Source organism: Paenibacillus dendrobii, assembly GCF_009807035.1.
GTDB lineage: Bacteria > Bacillota > Bacilli > Paenibacillales > Paenibacillaceae > Paenibacillus_AQ > Paenibacillus_AQ dendrobii.
Genome location: NZ_WUBI01000003.1, coordinates 171543 through 192847 on the forward strand (window position 1 = coordinate 171543; position 21305 = coordinate 192847).

The following is a 21305-nucleotide window of genomic DNA, read 5'->3' on the forward strand; positions in this document are numbered from 1 at the left end:
ATTACTGAACGCTGTTTTTCCAGTCGGCTGCGAATTTGGCCAGTCCCTGTTCGGTCAGCGGATGCTTCGCGATTTGTTCAATGACGGCAAACGGAACCGTGGCGATATGGGCGCCTGCCATCGCGACACGCGTCACATGATCCGGATGGCGGACCGATGCGGCGATAATTTGCGCGTCCAGTTGATGTGTGCGGAACAGCTGCGCGATTTTGTCCACCAGAAGTACTCCGTCCTCCGAAATATCATCCAACCGGCCCAGAAAAGGTGATACGTACGTTGCGCCGGCTCGGGCCGCAAGAAGTGCCTGGTTGACGGTAAAGATCAACGTTACATTGGTTTTGACGCCTTTGGCGGACAGATAACGGCAAGCTTCCAGACCCGCAAGGGTCATCGGCAGTTTGATCGTAATGTTAGGATCATGATTGTTGATTTTGATCAGTTCATTGGCCTGCGCAATCATCTCTTCCGCGGTTTCCGCATCCGGCGTCACTTCAGCCGATACCGATTCGACTTCCGGGACTGCCTGCAAAATTTCAGCAATGCGATCCTCGAATTTGACGCCTTCCTTCGCGACTAGAGAAGGGTTCGTTGTCACCCCGGACAAAACGCCGATTTTATAGGCAGATTGAATATCCTTTAGATTGGCTGTATCAATAAAAAATTTCATTACAAAACCCTCCCGTAAGTTTAAGTTCCAATTCCGGTCTACCTTAGATGAGATGACTTGATCTCAGACTGAACTGACAGACACGGGTTCGATTGCTTGAAGTTTCCCTTGATCCGCTGGCCGCACCTCTGCAGAAACAGCAGGTTCGGAAGGTTCGTCGAACCACCAATGGAATCCGTCTTCAGCAAGCAGCGCATCGGCGGCTGCCGGACCGTGAGAACCCGCTTCATACGGATACAGCGGCACCTCGTTCGCCGCAAAAGCTTCAAGGATCGGCTGAACCCACTGCCAGGACAGCTCGACTTCGTCCCAGTGAACGAAGAAAGTGGAGTCGCCATGAAGCGCATCTTGAATCAGCGTTTCGTAGGCTTCCGGCGCTTCTTCCCGGTCCGGGTACATATCGATATGAACCGGTTTGAACTTCTCTTTGTGATGCGGGTCTCTCGTATTCAACTGAAGCGTAATGCCTTCATTCGGACCAATCTCAATAACAAGCATATTCGGGACGGTCGTCTTATCCGGATGCAGGGAAGAACTCAGCGGTTCTTTGAACTCGATGACGATCCGTGTTTGTTTGGACCGCATGCGTTTGCCCGTCCGGATATAAAATGGCACGCCCCGCCAGTGATAATTATCGATGTGCAGCTTGGCGGCGATAAACGTATCGTTCATGGACTCGGATGAAATGCCGGGTTCGGTGGTGTAGCCTTGAACCGGTTTGCCATTAATGTTCCCGGCTGCGTATTGCCCCCGAATGATACGGCTGTGTACATCCTGTCTTTGAAGGGGATCCAGCGCCTCGAGAACTTTTCTCTTCTTGAGCCTTACATCCTCCGCCGAGGCAACATTATGAGGTGAATGAATGGTCAGCATCATGAGCAGTTGGAGCATATGGTTCTGGAACATATCCCGAACGGCTCCGGCCTGATCATAATAACCGGCACGCTCTTCCACGCCCACGGTTTCGTCTGCGGTAATCTGGACGTTAGCGATATATCGGTTCGTCCACAGCGCCTGAATGACGGGGTTCGCTTCCTTAAGCGCCTCCAGCTGTTGTACCATCGGCTTGCCGAGATAATGGTCGATCCGGTAAATTTCCTCTTCGGTAAAGGCATGGCTGAGCTGGCTGTTCAGTTCACGCGCGGAAGCGAGGTCATGGCCGAATGGCTTCTCGATCACGAGTCGCTTCCAGCCCGTTACGCTGCCGAGTCCGCTGTCCTCGATTTGGGATGCAATCGTGCCGAAGAAGTTCGGGGCGACGGACAAGTAGAACAAACGGTTTGCCGTTCCTCCTGCCTCCCGCTCCCATTTCTCCACTCGTTCGTTTAACTGGACAAAGTGTGCTTGCTGGTCGATATGAAGGACGTTAAATCCGAACAAGCTGATAAAAGCTTGCAAGGTATCGTTTTCTTCGACTTCCAATCGGTAGAAATCATACAGAGACTGCTTCACATGAGCCTGAAAAGTCTCGTCCGATAGTTCCTTACGTCCGAGGCCGATCACGGAAAAAGACTCCGGCAGCTCTCCGTTCATATATAAATGATACAAGGCGGGGTATATTTTCCTTTTGGCTAAATCCCCGGTTGCTCCAAACAATACAAAAGTGACAGGATTCATTGCGATTGCTCCTTCCCTTCAGAGCCTAATGACGAAAGATAATTCCGCCCGCAAAACTCTGGTTTCTTTTTCTTGGATTCACTATAATACAAATAAGTGCCATACATGTAATCAATATATTTTCGAGGAGCTATAGATCATGTCTATGACTAATAATTACGAACTCTATAAAGTTTTCTATTGGGCCGCTAAAATGGGAAGTTTAACGCAGGCAGCCAAAACACTGTACCTGACCCAGCCCAGTGTCAGCCATGCCATCAAGCAGCTTGAGGAAAGGGTGGGCATCTCCCTCTTTTACCGCAATGCTAAGGGAGTATCCCTCACGCAAGAAGGAAAGATTCTTTTTTCATATATTGAACAATCTCAGATTCTCATTACCTTGGCAGAAGAAAAAATGGTAGCGCTGAAAAATCTGGACAGCGGCGATCTGCGGATCGGCGGCAGCGATTCGTTGTTTAAGCATTATCTGCTCCCTTTTCTGGAAGACTTCCATGTTCAATATCCGGGCATTAAACTGCATCTGAAACATGGCACGACACCAGAAGTCATTTCTTACCTCAAGGAAGGGCGGATTGATCTGGGGGTGGTGCGGATGCCGATCGTGGATTCCCTGCTTGAGGTTACCGAAAGCATTCAGCTTCAGGACTGTTTCGTAGCAGGCGAGCGTTATGCGGAGCTCAAAGGACAGGTCTTGTCCATGGAGCAGCTGATGGAGTACCCGGTGATCCTGTTCTCGCGCAACAGCCGGGTACGGATGGCCATCACGGAGCTATTTGAAAAATACGGCCATGAGCTGAAGCCGGACATTGAAGTAGGCAGCGTCGACCTGCTCATCGAGTTTGCCCGGAGAGGTCTCGGCATTTCTTTCGTTACGCGCGAATTCGTATCCAAGGAACTGAAGGAAGGATCCCTGTTCGAGATTGAGCTGGATATTGAGGTTCCGCCCTCCAATGTCGGAATGATGATTATGCGCAATATGCCAATCTCTACGGCAGCCACGAAATTTTTGGAGATGGTTCGTTAGTATAATTGCCATATAAGATGAACTTCGAAAGGATTTTAGGCTTGTCATCACTGCGCATGCGGATTATTCTTACGATGTCTGTTGCCCTCAGATTTCCTTTTATTAGATAAGGTGTGGTTAAACCATTCTATATCGCATCTAATACGCTATATTAAAATAAAGAACAACGCTGCCCGCTCGGGACAACGTTGTTCTTTGATTTTGCCTCTAATCTCTTCCTAGCAACGGAAACGCTTAAACTTACGACTCACTCCCCATGTCACGGATCGTTTGCAAGGAGGAATCCCAACGCCATCTTGGACAACGCCCTTGCAAATGGACCCCGCCATACCATGCATCCAATCCTTTCTTTTGGGTCCAGTCCTGGTTACCTTCCATAACGTCTCTCCCCAGCTCCGTCAAAGCAGAAGTGCTATTTCGAAGCAGGATCGAAGAATCGTTATAAGCCGGAAACGCCTGCAGGCCGCTGATTTGCAGCAGAGGATATGGTTCCTGTGACATTTTCATTAGAATATGCCAGTACTCCAAATCCCCCATGCCTAACACGTGAAGCTTATTTCCCACATGTTCGAACAACGCTTGCGGAGCGTGTATTCCGGCATCGACCATCTCCAGCGTGGTTTGCTCTACGATGCCAAGTCCATTACAGGTAGATGGAAAGCGCGATAAATGCATCTGGAAAGCATCATGAGCAAACGGCAGCGCGGACGTATCTTCCCTTAGCAATTGCTGTAGTCGTCCCGGATCTTGCGAAGTGTATGCTTCCCAAAATAATCGGCCCACGTTCAGCTCCTTAGCTCCAATCGACTTCCATGTGCCTGACAAAGTTTCCATCTGTGCCCGCGAGAGCTGCCCAAGTCCCCTAAACAACTCGATTCCCGGATACTCGCCGATGCATAATAAACTCAGCTTCGCGTTTTGCAGCGGATGCTCCGAGAACCAATAGAGTAAGAAGCTCAGCATGGTCTGATCGAACAGATCATGCTCAAACCAACATACAATTTCGTCGTACCGGTCCGAATCAGCCAAAATCTTCTCTTGCATTTCACAACTCTGTATATATTCTTCTGGCGGAATCCCAAGCGTCTGTTCAAGGTAATCCGCCCGGACGGAACGATTGTCCGCTTCAGAAGCATTCAATGTTGCGGGACCATGCGGATAAACCTCCCGCCACACGAGAACATCGCCTTGCACAATGCCCTTTCGCAGCTTCTCCGCCACCGAATCCCCGTTTACGATATGAAGCACACCTTTTCCCCCTTCGTACAAATGGTTGAACACGGAAATGACGTCAGCCACGGGAAGCGCACTTTTCAGCTTGCGGCGGGCATCAAACAGCCGTTTTTTCAGCACCGGAACCGAAGCCCCCAGAAATCCGGAAATCTCTTGCAGGGAATACCCCTGAAGATAAAATAATTGAACGGCTATCCTCATATTGGGCGTTAATTGTGCGATGGAATCATGTACCAGCTGCTGAACTTCTCTTTTCTCAATCATATCGGATACGCTCATGGGGGATTCTGCCGATTCCGCTACGTCGTCATAAGGTACGGCCAGGTACGGCTTACGGCGGATGATCCGGTAACACTGCCGCACCACGATCGCTTTGAACCACCCTGGAAAAGCTTCGATGGCTCGTAGTTTGCCCAAATGCAGAAAGGCTTCCGTAAAAGCTTCCTGAACGGCATCTTCCGCCAATTGAAAATCATGCAGCTTTTCGTACGCCACCGCATTCGCCATCCCTGCATAATGCCGAACGATATGTTCAAAGGCCTGCCGGTCCCCTTGCTTTGCCTCTTCAATATACTGAAGCATGCCCTTCCCTCCCTTCTTCCGTATTACAACTAAGTGCCAATGTAGCCCTCAAAGGTTACCTGCATGAATCAAAGTCATTTCTCCAAACAAACCTGTCATACAAGAGTATACGAAAAAAGGGGCTACTCCGCCGCCTTTATTACTCGCTCATCCCAAGGTTAGCGGCTTCAAAATGCACGTTGAACGCCAAAAACAGCCGAATCGACATCGGATCCGGCTGGTCTTGGATCATGCTAGTACAGCGGCAGCGCCTCTTGTTTCAGCCCCGTAAAAATATCGCCGGATTGCTTGAAGAAAGCACCACTCAATCGATAATAAGCATCTCCCATCGACACGACTTGTAGATCGGGAATGATATACATGGCCATGTCGGTTCCGTCCTTGAGATTGAACTTCAATTGATACGATTTCCCTTGGGATTGCGCCTCGGCAATGGCCTCGTATTCTTTATTGCTTAAATCAGCCATTTTAGCATCGTACAGCCCCTTAACGATAGACTCTACGGAAGCATGATCCGTAACTTTCTTCAGCACGTCGTCCCCCACATGATTTAGAATATGGATGTCTTTCGTATCCTCTTTCAGGTTAGACATATCCAAATAATCCTTGGCAGTGATCGCGGAATCATTAACCTTCGCCACGATTTCCGCCAGATAATAGTTTTGTTCATACTTTACCGCAATGCGGAAATGGGATGGATATCCCGGGATTTCATACAGCTTTCCGCCAACGGCGAACGTCGCGGCATAATCCTTTTCAGCAACGTTCTTCGCATTGTTTTTTTCACCGTTCTGCCCGATACCGCTAGCCATATCCCAATCCAATGTTCCAAGCGATATTACCGGTTCCGCTCCTGTGAACTTAAATTGAGCCCCATCGCTGACAAATGCATATCGATACCCGTTGTAATTTAGAATTTTCCTGATTCCGGTTGGGGAAGCGGACGGCGTCTGCTGCGAAATCTGCGGCGAAGCAGGCAGCGTCATGTGGGGGAATTTATAAATAACCAATCCTAACACCAGTGCGACGCAGGCTGCGATCGATCCCCATCGGGTATAGTAGCTTTTCTTATTCATTCGTTTCGCTGTGGCGGCTTTTTCGATGAGATGGCCGTCTACGCTGCCGATAACTTTAAAGAATTCTCTATTATTCATAGGACATAACCTTCTTTCTTCAGGTAGTTATGGAGTTTCTTCCGTGTTCTGAAAAGGACCGATTTGGTCTTGCTTTCGCTGATGGAAAATCGCGAGGCGATATCCGCCATTGAATCGGAGTACCAGTACCGCCGCAAAAAAATGTTTCGATGATCTTCCTTCATGCTCTCCAAGAATTTGCTTATGGCCCCTGCCATTTGTTCTTCCTCATACTTGCTTTCAACGTTGTCTGTAGAGGACAAGCAGTCGTTTAATTCATCAAGTATCATCTCGAATTCTTTACTGCGCTTTCGGGCCGTATAATAATCGAACCGGTTCAAAGCGATATTCCGCGTGATCCTCCCCAGAAAAGACGACAGTTTGTCAGGAGACTTCGGCGGGATCGCCTCCCACGCCCCCAGAAAGGCATCATTCACGCATTCTTCCGAATCTTCTGCGTTGGACAGAATATTATGGGCAATCCGGGTACAATAATGCCTGTATTTTTTGGATGTTTCTTCTATCGCTCTTTCATTGCGCGCAAAGTACAGCTGTATGATTTCTCGATCTTCCACTCCATCACTTCCGTTCGGTTTGATTAAGGCCTTCACTTATAAAGTAGGAAAAGAAGCGTTCGGGTTGCAAAAATTCACTATTTTCTATGTATGTCCATCATCTTAAGCTTCGACATCCGGCGCCGTTAATATGATATTCTGCACCAGCGGTTCATCGTCGCTACAACGAAATCGAATCGCTTCGGTGATACCCCGCCCAACGCAAAAAACACTTACCGCTGCATTTCTCCGCAGCAGCAAGTGTATGATTGTTGTGGGACGCCTCCTTTTACTCCTCCACGACGCCCAGAGCCCTGTTTTTCTCTTTGAAACGGTCGTTATGGGAGGACACGTACGCCATGCGCGGCGCCTCCGGGTCCATGAACAGCTTCGCGCTGTTGACCGCGAGCACCGCATCCGCGAAGGCTCCCGCGATCAAATTCACTTTGCTATCGTAATGCGCAAAGTCTCCGGCGGCATAAATGCCCGGGATGTTGGTTTCGAGCTTGCCGTTTACGTATACGTTCCAATCGTCCATTTGCAGTCCCCACCGGTTGATTCCTGTAAAATCGGACATTAATCCGTGATTGACGATAACCGCATCCACTTCGAGCACATCGGTGGCTCCCGTCTCCATGTGGCTGACCTCAACGCTGCCAATCGTTTGCCCGTCCTGGCTGTTCAGTTGCGTCAAGGCATACGGTGTTCTGACGTCAGCCCGCGATTTCATCCGCTCCACATGCTTCTCATGGCCGCCGAACCGGTCTCGGCGATGTACAACGGTGACGCTCTCGGCGATCGACTCCAACTCGTTCGCCCAATCGACCGCCGTGTTGCCGCCGCCGGAGATGACCACGCGTTTCCCGCGAAACGGCTCCAGCTCCTGCACGACATAGTGCAGGTTCGTAATTTCATACCGATCGGCACCTTCGATATCCAGCTTCGCCATACGAAGGATGCCGCGGCCCAGCGCCAGAATCACGGTGCGCGTCCAATGCTTGTCGCCCGTAGAGGATTCGAGCACATATGTACCGTCCTCAAGGGCTTCAAGCCCGGTAATATGCTGTCCGAACGCGAGCGTCGGATCGAAGAGCTGGGCCTGCTTCGCCAGCTGCCCGATCAGCTCCCCGCAAACGATCGGCGCAAAGCCGCCCACATCCCATAGCATTTTCTCCGGATATACGAGCATGCGTCCGCCAAGTTCTTCTCTCGCATCGATGAGTTTCGTCTTCAGGTTCCGCATACCGCTGTAAAAGGCCGCATACATCCCCGCCGGCCCGCCGCCGATAATCGTAACGTCAAACAATTCCAATGGTTCTGACATTTCAAACCCTCCTATATGTTAATGTTCCGGTAATCGAAACTATTGATATTCATTCTCAATTACATATAAGTTATTTTATCCCTGCCGATCCCTTCCCTACAATGCACAAACAAGGCGGAAACTTTGCACAAAATCGGCCTCGGGGCTAAATTTTCGGGCGGTTTGTACAAAATCAATGCAGCTTTTTCTCTTTGTCCATTGAGGCATGAACGGACATTCGCTATGATGATTTCATTGATAATGATTATCATTATTATGCATAGTTAACAACATTTTATATGGGGGAAATCACATGAATCACACAAGAAAAATATCCGTCCTCAGCATGACGGCGGCAATGAGCTTCCTGCTGATGGCTTGCACCGGCCAACAGGAAAGCCCAACTTCAACTTCGTCGTCCGCTCCGCCTGCCTCATCCGCTGCTACAAGCCAATCTTCCGAAACAACAGCGGCGAAGGAGGCCGATGCAGGCGCTACGCGTTCCTATACCGATTATATGGGTCACGCTGTAAACATCCCTACGTCGCCACAGCGGGTTATTTTCGCAGGTGAAACGTTCAGCGACGTGCTTGCCCTTGGCGTTCAGGCCGTCGGTTCCGATTCAGGCACCATGAAGGGAAGCGTGTACGAAGACAAGCTGACCGGTGTCGAGGACGTGGGCTTTCCCATCAATCTGGAAAAAACACTGAATCTGAGTCCGGATGTCATTCTGGTTGCGAATACCGATGAAGCGGCTTACCAGCAGCTGGCCAAGATCGCGCCGACCCTCATGTTCGATACCTTCGCGCCGCTGGAAGAAAGGCTGCCCCTGCTCGGTGACATTCTGGGAAAAAAAGAACAGGCAAAGCAGTGGGTCGCAGATTATCAGGTGCAGGAAAAGGCCATGTGGAAAGCCTTGCAGCAAGCGGGCATCAAGCAGGGGGAAACGGCGTCCGTGTTTACGTACTATCCGGGGGACCGGCTGTTCGTCATGGCAAAGACGGGGCTTTCCCAAATCCTGTATCAGCCTGACGGATTCAAACCGACGCCGAAAATCCAGGAAGTTCTCCAAGAAGACGTCGGCTTTAAACAAATCCCGCTCGAAGCGCTGCCCCAATTCGCGGGAGACCGGATTTTCATTTTGACTCCCGTAGCCAAAGAAGCACAGGATTCAACGGATGCCATGCTGAAAAGCGCATTATGGCAGAACATCCCGGCGGTCAAACAAGGGCATGTATATACTATCGACATTCTGAAATCGGGAAGCGATGCGTTAACAAGACAATGGCTGCTTCAGAAGCTCCCGGAAATCATGGCAAAATAACGGCCCATCCATGATCTCCCCTTTTGCGCATGAAATAGCTTCTTCCCTTTGACGAATATATGTTATAGTATATTCAAAAGTGATAATGATTCTCATTATCATATGAAGAAGGTGATTCACATATGCCTGATCAGAGGTCATCGGTTCCGCTGCAATCATTATGCTTTCACTTGAAGGATATCGAACTTCTGGACATGCCTGTCGGCTGGACTTCGGGTTCTCAAACTGCCGTCTTGCATACCTTGCTCGTATTCGCCAGGGGCAGCGGTTGTCTTCATACGGATCGGCGCATGCTGCGTTTCTCACCCGAGCAGTGCTACCTGCTGTCGCCGGATATGCCATTTCGGTTGGAAAATGAATACGACGAAGCGCTTCGTTGCTACCGAATGACCTTTCAGGTCATTGAAGTGAGTGATCGGCAGTATAGCCCGTATGCGGGCGAGCTATTTCCCGGACGCATCGAAGCCGCAGCTTACCCCTTCTCGCGCCTGCTCCGCATGATCCAGTCCCTGCATACCGGCGGAGTGGATACGGAAGCTGACGGAGTGCAGCGGAACATACGGTTTCAAGAGCTGATGGGCTTTCTACTGGAACAGAATTTGCAAGCCGAGCCGACGCTTACGCCTGTGCAAGCCGTGAAAAATACGATCCGGTACATGCACGATCACTATATGCATCAACATATAACCGTTCAATATCTCGCGCAGCTGGCTCATCTGACGACCTGGCGGTATACCCCGATCTTTCAAAGAATAACGGGCAAGAAGCCGCTGCATTATTTGACCGAGCTTCGCATTAACCGCTCCAAGGAACTGCTGCTGCATACCCAGGAGCCTCTGCGTCACATCGCCCATGAGGTCGGCTTTGCGGACGAGTACTATTTCAACCGCCGTTTTCGCCATATTACGGGCTTGACGCCCAAACAGTATGCGCGCCAAATGAAACGAAGTAAGCGAATCCGCGACTGGACGGGGCATGAAGTGGACATTCCCGCGTCGCCGGAGCGCATCGTCTACTACGGGGAAACGTTCGGAGATTTGCTGGCGCTGGGCATTCAGCCGGTCGGCAGCGACAATCCCGGTTCCGCGCCTCGCCCGCTGGCCCAGGAAACCTTGCCGCAGGTTCATGATATCGGTTATCCGTTCAACGCCGACAAAACGATGGCGCTAAAGCCCGATCTCATCATTTTCGCGAACGCGGATGAAAAGCAATACCGATGGGTGTCCAAAATCGCCCCCACCGTGACGTTCAACTCGTATGCCCCCTTGGAGCAGCGGATGCAGGTGCTTGGGCGAATGCTCGGAAGAAAAAGCGAGGCCCAGCGCTGGCTTGACGCATACGGGGCCAAAGCGCAGGCTATGTGGTCCCGCATGCAAGGCCACATTCGGCCGGGGGAAACCGCTTCGGTCTTGATCTATGATCGCGGCGGCCGTTTGTTTGTCATGGGAGTGGCCGGACTCTCCTCGAGCCTCTATCATCCCTCGGGGTTTAAGCCGACGGAGCCCGTTGGATTAATGCTCGCCGATGGCTTGGGGTATGCGGAAATATCGCCGAGGAGACTACACGAGTATGCCGGTGACCGCATTTTCATGCTTCTATCTGCGGAACCTGCTTCACGTCAAGCAGCCGCATCAATGATGGAATCCCCTCTGTGGCGCAGCCTTCCAGCGGCACAAAGCGGCCAGGTATATGTCATTGAGGCGGAGAAATGGAACTACGGGGATGCATTTACACGGGAACAGCTGCTGGAATGGCTGCCCCGGTTGTTGTCACGGACTTGAAAACCGTTGGATTAAATATGGGCAATTCATTTAACAGCAGATAGCTTCATATGCAGCAAAGGGAACGGCTTGCCCATCCCATCGAGCGGAGACCGCCCAACTACCTCGAAACCCTGATGCAGATAGAACCCCACGGCTTGAGGATTCTGTTCGTTCACATCCAGCTCCGTCGCGCCTAAAATTGTGACTGCATACTGCAGGAGTTTCTTGCCGATTCCTTGCCCGCGTGCAGTCGGCGCGATAAATAGCATCTCAATCTTTCCCTCGGCAACGCCGATAAAGCCCTGAATCTTGCCATCCTCATTCCTAAAAGCATACAGCCTAACGGCATAAAAATATTCGTTGCGTACTTGCGGGCGCAACCACCTAATATCTGATTCTTGCAAGAAGTCATGGGTCGCCCTGACGGATGTTTCCCATACCTCGATCAGCTCGTCGAAATCGCTTTTACCCGGTTCAAAAATAGGGCTCATACTCTGCTACCGCCTTCCAGTTCGATGAAATATTTTCTAGTGTAATCAATCTTCGCTCGGATTAGCATAACACGGATGGTTTAATCGAGTTAACCTGGACGAAAAAACAGTTGGATCATCATCCGGCTGTTTTTTCGTTTCTCCAGTGAAGTATCATCTTACTTGCTCCTTTGCCCTTCCTAAACATCACCCGTGTTCAGGTCAGGTACGGTCGTTCCGGAACCAGCGGGCCTTCGTGTTACTCAAGTTCGTTCCGAAGATCATTCCATTTACAGCGGAGAAAATCCGGACTTTATAAAACCCATGGTGAAATGAATGGTAACTTCCTGTTATTGACATAATAACAGCCAGGGGGAATTTGGAATGGTTCCAATAAAAAGGATACTCTTATACATGAATAGTCAGGGGGAGTTCAGTTGATGAGAAATTTACATAGATTATTGGGCCAGAGCAAAAAGCCGTATTTCCGATCCGTACAACAACCATCCCGGGCGGCAACGACTTCCCCTCTTTCCAATGACCAACAAACCAATGTGGAGACTTTGCGGAAAATTTATTCGAATAGCGTAGATGTCGTGTTTCGCTCCTTTTTGATCGGCGGCAAAACACAAGCAACCTTAATTTATATTGAGGGGCTTTCGGACACTGAAGAAATCAACACGAACCTCTTGCGTCCTCTCATGGAAGAATTCGAGGAAGGGTTATCTCTTCGTCAATTATTTGAGAAGAAAGTGAACATTTCCAAAATCGACGCTCTGTCAACCTACGAGGATTGTGTTGAAGCTCTTTCCGTGGGTAAGCCGGTCTTATTTCACGAGGGCGACTCTAGTGGATATGCCCTTGGGTTAAACCGCTGGGATAAGCGGGCGATCGAAGAACCTGAAGCCGAGGCTGGAATTCGGGGACCCCGTGAAGGTTTTACGGAAACGATCAGCGTAAGCACAGCGCAACTGCGGCGAATCATTAAAAGTCCCGCTTTGAAAATAGAACCCGTTAAAATCGGAAGTTACACCCAAACGCAAGTCCTGATCTCATATGTTGAGGGCATTGTCGACAAAAACATACTTGAGGAAGTCCGCACTCGTTTAAGCCGGATTGAGATTGATGGCGTCTTGGAGAGCAGTTACGTTGAGGAAATGATCGAGGACAACCCCTTTTCACCATTCCCGCAAGTGAAGACGACTGAACGCCCCGATACGGCTTGCAACGCCATATTGGAAGGGCGAGTGGCGATTTTGACGGAGGGAACTCCCTTTGTGTTGATCGTCCCGACAACCTTATTCTCCTTACTACAATCGCAGGAAGACTACTATCAGCGCTTTTTAATCAGTACGCTTATCCGGTGGCTCAGGTATACTTTCGTCACCCTGTCCATGCTGCTTCCTTCTCTTTATGTAGCGATCCTGACTTTCCATCTGGAAATGGTTCCGACATCCTTATTAATCACGATGTCAGCTTCAAGAGAATCCGTCCCATTTCCAGCCCTCGTGGAGGCATTGCTTATGGAAGTGACATTCGAAGTGCTGCGTGAAGCCGGCGTCCGCTTGCCCAAACAGGTTGGTGCCGCTGTCAGTATCGTCGGAGCGTTGGTCATCGGACAAGCGGCCGTACAAGCCGGCATCGTCTCGGCTCCCATGGTTATTGTGGTTGCCATAACAGGGATCGCTTCCTTCATGGTTCCACGTTATAACATCGGAATAGCTTTTCGGATACTGCGTTTTCCCGTCATGTTCCTCGCGGGGGCCTTAGGGTTGCTGGGGATCATGCTCGGACTCATCGCTATCTTGATCCATTTGTGCAATTTGCGGTCATTCGGGATTCCTTATCTTAGCCCGATTGCCCCCTTCCGAAGTGCCGACCTTAAAGATGTAGCCATGCGTGCTCCATGGTGGATGATGAACACCCGCCCCCATCAGACAGAGGAAGAATTCAACCAATACCGGCAAGCCCCGGCGCAAAAACCAGGGCCGGATCGCAACAAATAACCCTAACCAAGAAACGAGGATTGCATACGATGCTGGAGAAAGGAAAAATATCATCTGCACAAATGGCTTTTATGCTCTTTGCGGCTGTAGTGGGTACGGTTATCCTCTCGATTCCGGCGATTAGCGGAACATATGCGAAGAATGATGTGTGGATATCTCCTATTTGGGCTTCCTTCGCCGGCCTAATTGCAATCATGACGGCTTACAAGCTGCAGAGTTTCTACCCCAAGCTTACAATCATCCAATATGCAGCGCGTATTCTGGGTCCGTTTCCGGGGAAGTTGCTAGGTCTCGCTTATCTGCTCTTTTATATCGTCATGAACGGTCATGGCGTCCGAATTTATGCGGATTTCATCGTGGGTACGACACTCCCCCGAACTCCACTGATTATACTGGTTGCCACCATGATCTTACTTTGTACCCTTGCTGTAAGGGGCGGCATTGAAGGAATCGGGCGGGCGGCCCAAATTATTGTGCCTGGTTATATGATTGCGTTCATTGCTTTAATCCTGCTGATCCTGCCGAATTGCAATGCGGAACATCTCTTTCCCATTCTGGAACATGGTTTAACACCATCCCTGCAAGGGTCCATTCCTCCTCAGGGCTGGTTTGCTGAATTCTTTCTTATTTCCTTCCTTCTTCCCTTTCTGTCAGACAAGAAAAAAGCAAAGAAATGGAGCTGGGTCGCCCTCATCACGACGACATTAACATTGGTCGTTACGAATCTCGTGATTCTTTGTTTGTTTGGCCGAAATATCTCAAGTTATACGTACCCGCTATTAACGGCCACACGATACATAAGTCTCGCTGATTTCTTTGAAAATGTGGAATCGGTCATTACTGCGATATGGGTAATCGGCAACTTCGTCAAGTTCTCGGTCGTTCATTACGCGCTTGTGCTTGGTACAGCACAATGGCTAAACCTTTCAGACTATCGTCCCGTTGCATGGCCGATTGGAATTCTGACGATCATCATTAGTTTCTGGAGCATGCCTAGCCAAATGGCCCTTAGCCACTATACCACTTTTGTTTTTCCATTCTACTCGCTCCTGTTTCAAACTCTCATTCCCGCACTCTTGTTGCTGATTGCATATATTCGGATGCGGGATTCGAAAGGTGATCATTCATCATGAAACACAAAGCGCTTATTGTTGGTCGCATTGCCGCGTTGTTAGGCATTCTTCAAATGCTTTGCGGATGCTGGGATCGAACGGAGATTAATGATATGGCTCTTGTCACGGCAGCGGCGATCGATAAGGACGAACGCGATGGCATCGAGCTATCCCTTCAAGTATTCATGCCACGGGCTTTGGGAAGCAACAGTGGCGGTTCGCAGGGCGGAGGAGGACAAAAGTTAACCTTGGTAAGATCAAGCAGAGGACAGAATATCGCAGATGCGGTCTCCAAAATTCAGACCAAGCTTCCCCGCAAAGTATTCTGGGGGCACTGTAAAGTATTTGTTCTTGGTGAGGAATTCGCTCGCAAGGGCGTTAGAGAGGAAATGGATTTTTTGGCTCGACATCCCCAGCCTAGGGAAAGAGCGTATATGTTCGTAAGTAAGGGAAAAGCGATCGAGACTCTCAACCTTCTCCCTCCCCTCGAACGATACTCCGCGGATATGATGAGGAAGCTATCGGAGCTTAAGATAGGACTTAAAGTGACCATGAAGGATTTCATTATCATGCTGGGCGGAGACAGTAAAGCGGCGGCTCTTCCCATGCTTGATATCCTCCCGCCTGAAGAAGGGGAGCAACCGTCCCAAGGAGTTCCGTACATTGCCGGCACTGCGGTTTTTAAGGAGGACAAGTTGATCGGGGATATCACACTACAAACAACAAGGGGGGTTTTATGGTTGACTAAAAAAATGGAGAAAGCGACGATCACGGTGAGACCCAAAGACGCCAAAAGCGGATTTATTACAATCAACCCCAATCATCATGTGATCCATCAAACGCCCCGTATCGTCAACGGAAAATGGCAGGTACTGTTGAGCATCCAAACGAGCGGCGATCTGGTTCAAAACGGGACCAATTGGGATCCGATGAATCTGGATCTGCTTCATGCCATGGAAGCTGCGGTCCAAGATAGCATTAAAGATAAAATCGAACTGGCTTTAGATGAAGTTCAAAAAACGATGAAAGCAGATATACTCGGGTTTGCAGAAGATTTTCATAGGTCATACCCTAGGCAATGGGGGAGAGTTAAGAACCGATGGGATGAAGTTTATCCGACAATTCAGGTGAAAACGGACATTCACGTGAACATTCGCAGACCTGGACTCAGCACCGTGCCGGTAGCGATACCTGAAGATGAGGTTAAAAAGAAATGAAATGGGGAACATTCATTGGCGTCATGGTGATCATTGCCGCTATTTTCGCATACGAATGGCCACGAATGAAGCAACTTCCCAAGAAGGATAAGGCTGCTTTTATCGCATTGCTCTCGATCGGTTGGATTTTGACCCTGTTTGATTTGCAAAATATGGCGGGGCCCGCCACTGTTCTCGAAACCATATTCAAACCGTTCTCGAAGCTGCTGGATACGAGGTAAAGGAGGAATGAAATATGATCGAAAAAGGAAAAATCTCCGGTATGCAGATGGGATTCATGATGTATCCAACCGTTGTTTCCACGGCAATTCTCATGGTCCCAAGTGTTACGGAGAAATATGCCCATAACGACCTATGGATTTCTACCCTACTTGCTTCGTTGGTCGGTTTTATTTCGATGTATATCGCGTACCAATTGCATCGTTTGTATCCGAACCAAACCGTGATTCAATACAGTGTACATATCATCCCAAGACTTGCCGGCAAAGTGCTCGGGCTACTCTTTTTGTTTTTTTATTTGCATTCGACGGGCGCCGTTGTACGCGAATATGCGGATTTTATTTCAGACGCGTTTCTTCCCCAGACGCCCATGATTTTTATCGCTTCATCGTTGCTGCTTCTGTCCGCGTTTTCTGTACGCTATGGAGTTGAAAGCGTTGCGAGAAGTGCGTTTATCTTTACGATCATCTTTGCATTCCCCGTCATATTCCTGTTGCTGCTGATTCCTGATCTGACTCCCGGGAACATTCTCCCGGTCATGGAGCACGGAATCCTGCCGTCCCTTCGTGGCGCGATCGTACCCCAGTCATGGTTTAGTGAGTTTTTCATGATTTCTTTCTTCCTCCCTTTCCTGTCCGATATTAGAAAAGGAAGAAAATGGGGACTGATTTCTGTGTTTGCTGCCATGATCAGCCTTACCACCATCAACCTTACCATCCTGCTCCTTTTCGGAGATAGGGTATCCGGGATGTCCTATCCGGTATTAAACGCCTTTCGCTACATCAGAATGGGCGTTTTTTTCGAGAATTTCGAGGCGATCATCATGGCCATTTGGATTCTCGGCAACTTTGTTAAAGTCTCCGTATTTTATTACTCGGCATCGCTTGGTCTTGCCCAATGGTTAAATCTAAAGGATATTAAACCTGTCGTTTTGCCTCTTGGCATTCTAATTATAATTTTCGCGTATTGGAGCTTGCCTTCCTTTCAAGATGTTACCTATTATCTCACCGGTACTTTTGCTTACTACGGGCCCCTCATGCAAACGATTATTCCTGCATGCCTTCTCTCGATCGCTTTCGTTCGAAGAAAACGACCGTCTTCCTCGTAACGCTAATCTCAAGAAGGAAATTACCTCGAGAAACAAGTTTCGTTTCAATAGTTATATCAATGTTGTTCATTTCAAATATTGTACTCAACGTTAAAAACCCTTACCACTTCTTCCGAAGCGATAAGGGTTTTGATCATGTTGATTTGCTTTGAATCCTGGATTCGATTACTTCAATTCTTCCGCTTACTTCTCTACTATTTTCCGCGGCATCTTGATCACTGCGAGCAGCACGCAGCCCATACCTGCTCCGGACAGCAATCCATCCGTGAAATCATTCAAAACCACGCCCGTATGCTTCAGAACCAATGGCCCCACGATCATCAGCATGCCTGCCGCGATGACATATTGAAAGGCTTTTTTACTCATTGGAAAATCCTCCTCAATGTATATGATTAAAGGTATGCTACACTTTTTATACTTGATGACTGAATTTCCATGTGCCCTATGACTAGATTTTATACGCCTTCATCGCCTTGCGCAGCTCTTTGAACGATGGACGCTTGCCGTACATCAGAACGCCGGTGCGATAGATCTTCGCAGACAGCCAGCCGAACACGAGGATCGAACATATCAAGAGTGCGAGCGAGATCAGGATCTGCCACGTCGGTACCTCGCCCATGCCAACACGTACTAACATCGCGGTCGGCGCCGTGAACGGGATAAAGCTGGTAACTTTGATCAACATGCTGCCTGGGGCGTTGATACTGAAAATACCGATGTAGAACGCGGCCAGGCCAAGCATTGTAATAGGCATTACCGCCTGCCCCAGCTCCTCGGTACGGCTCACCATGGAACCGATGGCGGCGTACAGCACCGCGAACAGGAAGTAACCGAAGATGTAGAAGGCCAGGCCGAACAGCAGCACCTCCATGTTAATATCCGTCAGGCTAAGGTGAAATTCTTTCAGCATGCCGACGTTATTCGGCAGCATCAGGTTGGCTCCGATCACGATGCCGAACACAGCGATCTGAACGATCCCCACCAAGAATATCCCGATGATTTTGCCAAACATCTGGTTGAGGGGCTTCACGCTGGTAATGAGAATCTCCATAATGCGTGAGCTCTTCTCAGCGGTAATTTCCGCTGCGATCATATTGCCTGTCATCATGTTGGAGCTGAAGAACAGTATCATCAGGAAATAGACAGTCACGTAATTCATGATTTTCTGGTTTCTGTCCTTCTCCGCATCATTGCCCGCGCTGGCTTTGGCGTCATCGGAGATATCCGTTGAGCTGAAGGACACCGGCTTATTCAACGCGGCAATTTGCTCCGCCGTCAAGGAATCCTTTGTAATCAAGGTCGTTTTGACGTTTTGCAAGGCTCCTTGCAGATAGGTGCCGAGGCTCTGACTCATATCTCCGTTGCCAGCGTAAACCACCTTCGGGAATGACTTGTCACCTGGGTCTTCCTCAAATTTGAGGTAGCCTTCCAGCTTGTCGTCCTTGACATCCTGCTTCAGTTGATCCTCGCTGCTTCCCTCATATTTCACGAAGGCGTAATCCTTGCTGCCTGCAGCCGCCGCAAACTTCTCCAGCTCCGCCGCGGTCTCCTGCTGACTGCCGTACATAAGGCCGATCTGCGTAGCCTTGCCGTCATCCCCTCCGCTGAATTGCTTGATCAGGTACGGCAGATTCATGCCGATCGTGATGACGATAGCGAGCACCAGCGTCGTGATCAGAAAGGATTTCGTTTTGACTTTATTTTTAAACGTGAATCCGATTATGGTTCCCAAATTGTTATTCATTGGACTCCCCCACCTCTTGAATGAAGATTTGGTTCAGTGTCGGCTCCTTGATTTCGAAGCGCTCCACCGTCGTTTCCGCCATCGCATGCTGCAGGATCAACTGGGCTGTTTCCGGTGTGCGGATATGAATATGATACCCCCGGTCCACACGATCTACCGACTTGACTCCCGGAATGGAATCCAGCCGATCCACTTGTCCTTGAGTGTACAAAATCACTTCCTCACGCGGATAACGGCTTTTGATTTCTTTAATGTCTCCCTGCACGACCGTATTCGACCGGTCAAGGATCGTGATGCGGCGGCACAGTTCCTCGACATGTTCCATGCGGTGGGTAGAGAATAAGATGCTCGTTCCGTTGTCCCGCAGCTCCTTGACTGTAGCCTTGAGCAGCTCCACATTCACCGGATCCAAGCCGCTGAAGGCTTCATCCAAAATCAAGATTTGCGGCTTGTGCACGATGGCTGCGATAAAGCCCATTTTCTGCTGATTGCCCTTGGACAGCTCTTCAATCCGTTTATCGTAATACTCAGGCACCTCGAACCTGTCGAGCCAATAGCGCAAGCTTTTGTCCGCATCCTGTTTGGACATGCCGCGGAGGCGGGCAAGATAAACGATCTGATCGCTGATCTTCACTTTCGGATACAATCCCCGTTCTTCCGGCAGATATCCCATGACCCGCGTCAGCTCATTGCTGTATGCCTTGCCGTGGTAAAGGATGTCCCCGCCATCCGGGTAAATCAGCCCCAGCACCATCCGCATGGTTGTTGTCTTGCCGGCGCCGTTCGCGCCCAATAACCCGTAAATCTCGCCCTGCTCCACCTGAAGCGAAATGTTGTTGACTGCCGTCTTCTCCCCATACTGCTTAAACACATGATCCAGTTGTAGCGATACCATGTTTATTCCCCTTTCCCTGACTGCGTTCCAGCAGGCAGATGGCCTTTTAGCCATAGGCTTAATATTTCATCAAGCTCAAGCGTTCGGGTCTTTAAAACCGTTATTCCCGAGTCATGCAAAATCCGCTCCGTCGCTTGGCACTCCGTTGTTATCATTCGTAAGACACCTTGCATTTCCTGCTGTACCTGGATAATTCCCGGCAAATCTTCGGCAAGCTCAGGACTTCCATTCATCCAAACCTCTTTCCAGTTGTCCATCATGCTGTCTTTTTCCGCCATGCCATGCAACTTACCGTGATGCAAGAGCAGCACATAGTCCGCCAGTCTTTTGACCTCATCAACGATATGCGTTGACAGCAGAATGGTGGCCTCGCCCGATTCCATGTAGCTTCTCAGTTCATCAATCATGAGCTTCCAGGCGAAGGGATCAAGCCCCGACGAGGGTTCATCCAGCAGCAGCAGCTTCGGACGCGGCGCAAGCGCTGCTGAGATCTCGTATTTACGCCGCTCTCCCTTGGACATTTTCTTCAGCTTGATGTTCCGCGGAACCTTGAATTTCCCGAGCAGCTCTTCAAAATACATCTGATCCCACTCGGGATACCACTGTGCCCGAAACTCCGCCGCTTCCTCTGCGGTCAGGTTATCCTCCTCACTGCTGGACTTCTCGGACACGAAACCGATCTGGCACCGGATATGCTGCGGAATCTCCTGCTTGTAGCTCTCGCCGAACCAGGAAATGCTGCCCCGGTCGGGAAAAACGATTTTCAGCATCATATGCATGAGCGTGCTTTTGCCCGAGCCGTTCTCCCCGATCAGTCCAATGACATAACCCTTGGGAAGTTTCAGATCGATGGGGCCGATCAGCTTTTGCCGCATTTTCTTCTCAATACCCTTCATTTCAATGGCGACCTGTTCCATCTAAGCATCACCTTCTCCCTTTAACGGATGATATTTCTGATTTAATATCCTTAAGAACAGTTGTTTCAGTTCTTCCTCTTCGCATTTGACGGAAATGCCGACATCGACTGCCGAGCTCAGCGCCTCTTCTACTGCTTCCCGTCTGAACACTTCTCGCTGTGAATCCCCGACCTTGGCGACAAACGTTCCGGTTCCTTGCTTCGTCCGCAGCAGCCCTTCGCCTTCCAGGTCCTGATACACCCGGCGAACCGTAATGACGCTGCAGTTTAATCCTCCTGCAAATTCCCGGATGGATGGCAATAGGGTTCCCTCCTTGATTTGTCCGCTGATGATCAGCGATCTTAACTGGGATTCGATCTGATGGTAAAGCGGTTCAGCGCTGTTTTCATTCAGTTGTATAGGAATCCACACCTTTCG

The 21305-nt window shown here is 49.7% G+C and carries 20 protein-coding genes; 8 read left to right on the top strand and 12 right to left on the bottom strand.

The window, feature by feature from the left end:
• Position 1: 1 nt before the first annotated feature.
• Complete coding sequence (gene fsa / locus GRF59_RS18915; protein WP_160499285.1) at positions 2-667, bottom strand: fructose-6-phosphate aldolase; 666 nt, start codon at positions 665-667, stop codon at positions 2-4.
• A gap of 63 nt (positions 668-730) precedes the next feature.
• Complete coding sequence (gene zwf / locus GRF59_RS18920) at positions 731-2284, bottom strand: glucose-6-phosphate dehydrogenase (protein ID WP_160499286.1); 1554 nt, start codon at positions 2282-2284, stop codon at positions 731-733.
• A gap of 145 nt (positions 2285-2429) precedes the next feature.
• Here zwf and GRF59_RS18925 point away from each other — a divergent pair, with 145 nt between their 5' ends.
• Positions 2430-3308 carry a LysR family transcriptional regulator gene (locus GRF59_RS18925; RefSeq protein ID WP_160499716.1) on the top strand — a complete coding sequence of 293 codons (879 nt, stop codon included), beginning with the start codon at positions 2430-2432 and terminating at the stop codon, positions 3306-3308.
• Between the two features lie 240 nt (positions 3309-3548).
• Here GRF59_RS18925 and GRF59_RS18930 read toward each other — a convergent pair whose 3' ends face one another.
• From GRF59_RS18930 to GRF59_RS18945, 4 genes are all read right to left on the bottom strand, one after another.
• Positions 3549-5123 (bottom strand): sigma-70 family RNA polymerase sigma factor, encoded by a 1575-nt coding sequence (locus tag GRF59_RS18930; protein ID WP_160499287.1) that lies wholly within the window; start codon positions 5121-5123, stop codon positions 3549-3551.
• 233 nt (positions 5124-5356) lie between these two features.
• A complete protein-coding gene (locus tag GRF59_RS18935) occupies positions 5357-6277 on the bottom strand; it encodes a hypothetical protein (protein ID WP_237391915.1) in 921 nt (306 codons plus the stop codon).
• A complete protein-coding gene (locus GRF59_RS18940) occupies positions 6274-6867 on the bottom strand; it encodes an RNA polymerase sigma factor (protein ID WP_341480112.1) in 594 nt (197 codons plus the stop codon). Before GRF59_RS18940 ends, GRF59_RS18935 begins: the two co-directional genes overlap by 4 nt.
• A 232-nt stretch (positions 6868-7099) precedes the next feature.
• Positions 7100-8134 carry an NAD(P)/FAD-dependent oxidoreductase gene (locus GRF59_RS18945; protein ID WP_160499289.1) on the bottom strand — a complete coding sequence of 345 codons (1035 nt, stop codon included), beginning with the start codon at positions 8132-8134 and terminating at the stop codon, positions 7100-7102.
• Between the two features lie 292 nt (positions 8135-8426).
• On the opposite strand from GRF59_RS18945, the gene GRF59_RS18950 reads away from it, so the two are divergent.
• Positions 8427-9437 carry an ABC transporter substrate-binding protein gene (locus tag GRF59_RS18950; RefSeq protein ID WP_160499290.1) on the top strand — a complete coding sequence of 337 codons (1011 nt, stop codon included), beginning with the start codon at positions 8427-8429 and terminating at the stop codon, positions 9435-9437.
• A gap of 122 nt (positions 9438-9559) precedes the next feature.
• Positions 9560-11218, top strand: a complete 1659-nt coding sequence (locus GRF59_RS18955) for an ABC transporter substrate-binding protein (RefSeq protein WP_160499291.1) — start codon at positions 9560-9562, stop codon at positions 11216-11218.
• A 26-nt stretch (positions 11219-11244) separates the two neighbouring features.
• Here GRF59_RS18955 and GRF59_RS18960 read toward each other — a convergent pair whose 3' ends face one another.
• On the bottom strand, positions 11245-11691 hold the full coding sequence (locus tag GRF59_RS18960; RefSeq protein WP_160499292.1) for a GNAT family N-acetyltransferase: 447 nt from the start codon (positions 11689-11691) through the stop codon (positions 11245-11247).
• Between the two features lie 419 nt (positions 11692-12110).
• Between GRF59_RS18960 and GRF59_RS18965 the strand changes: the two genes are divergently transcribed.
• From GRF59_RS18965 to GRF59_RS18985, 5 genes are read left to right on the top strand one after another with little or no spacing between them, the layout of a single operon-like run.
• Complete coding sequence (locus GRF59_RS18965; protein ID WP_160499293.1) at positions 12111-13676, top strand: spore germination protein; 1566 nt, start codon at positions 12111-12113, stop codon at positions 13674-13676.
• A gap of 29 nt (positions 13677-13705) precedes the next feature.
• On the top strand, positions 13706-14809 hold the full coding sequence (locus GRF59_RS18970) for a GerAB/ArcD/ProY family transporter (protein ID WP_160499294.1): 1104 nt from the start codon (positions 13706-13708) through the stop codon (positions 14807-14809).
• Complete coding sequence (locus tag GRF59_RS18975) at positions 14806-16005, top strand: Ger(x)C family spore germination protein (protein ID WP_160499295.1); 1200 nt, start codon at positions 14806-14808, stop codon at positions 16003-16005. Before GRF59_RS18970 ends, GRF59_RS18975 begins: the two co-directional genes overlap by 4 nt.
• A complete protein-coding gene (locus tag GRF59_RS18980; protein ID WP_160499296.1) occupies positions 16002-16226 on the top strand; it encodes a hypothetical protein in 225 nt (74 codons plus the stop codon). The genes GRF59_RS18975 and GRF59_RS18980 overlap by 4 nt, the downstream gene beginning before the upstream one ends.
• 14 nt (positions 16227-16240) lie before the next feature.
• Complete coding sequence (locus tag GRF59_RS18985) at positions 16241-17332, top strand: GerAB/ArcD/ProY family transporter (RefSeq protein WP_160499297.1); 1092 nt, start codon at positions 16241-16243, stop codon at positions 17330-17332.
• A gap of 183 nt (positions 17333-17515) precedes the next feature.
• Here GRF59_RS18985 and GRF59_RS18990 read toward each other — a convergent pair whose 3' ends face one another.
• From GRF59_RS18990 to GRF59_RS19010, 5 genes are all read right to left on the bottom strand, one after another.
• Positions 17516-17698 carry a hypothetical protein gene (locus tag GRF59_RS18990; RefSeq protein ID WP_160499298.1) on the bottom strand — a complete coding sequence of 61 codons (183 nt, stop codon included), beginning with the start codon at positions 17696-17698 and terminating at the stop codon, positions 17516-17518.
• A gap of 82 nt (positions 17699-17780) precedes the next feature.
• On the bottom strand, positions 17781-19076 hold the full coding sequence (locus tag GRF59_RS18995) for an ABC transporter permease (RefSeq protein WP_160499299.1): 1296 nt from the start codon (positions 19074-19076) through the stop codon (positions 17781-17783).
• Positions 19069-19971 (bottom strand): ABC transporter ATP-binding protein, encoded by a 903-nt coding sequence (locus GRF59_RS19000; RefSeq protein ID WP_160499300.1) that lies wholly within the window; start codon positions 19969-19971, stop codon positions 19069-19071. The genes GRF59_RS18995 and GRF59_RS19000 overlap by 8 nt, the downstream gene beginning before the upstream one ends.
• 2 nt (positions 19972-19973) lie before the next feature.
• Positions 19974-20888: an ATP-binding cassette domain-containing protein gene (locus GRF59_RS19005; protein ID WP_160499301.1), complete on the bottom strand. Its 915-nt coding sequence runs from the start codon at positions 20886-20888 to the stop codon at positions 19974-19976.
• On the bottom strand, positions 20889-21299 hold the full coding sequence (locus GRF59_RS19010; protein ID WP_160499302.1) for a GntR family transcriptional regulator: 411 nt from the start codon (positions 21297-21299) through the stop codon (positions 20889-20891).
• Positions 21300-21305 lie beyond the last annotated feature (6 nt).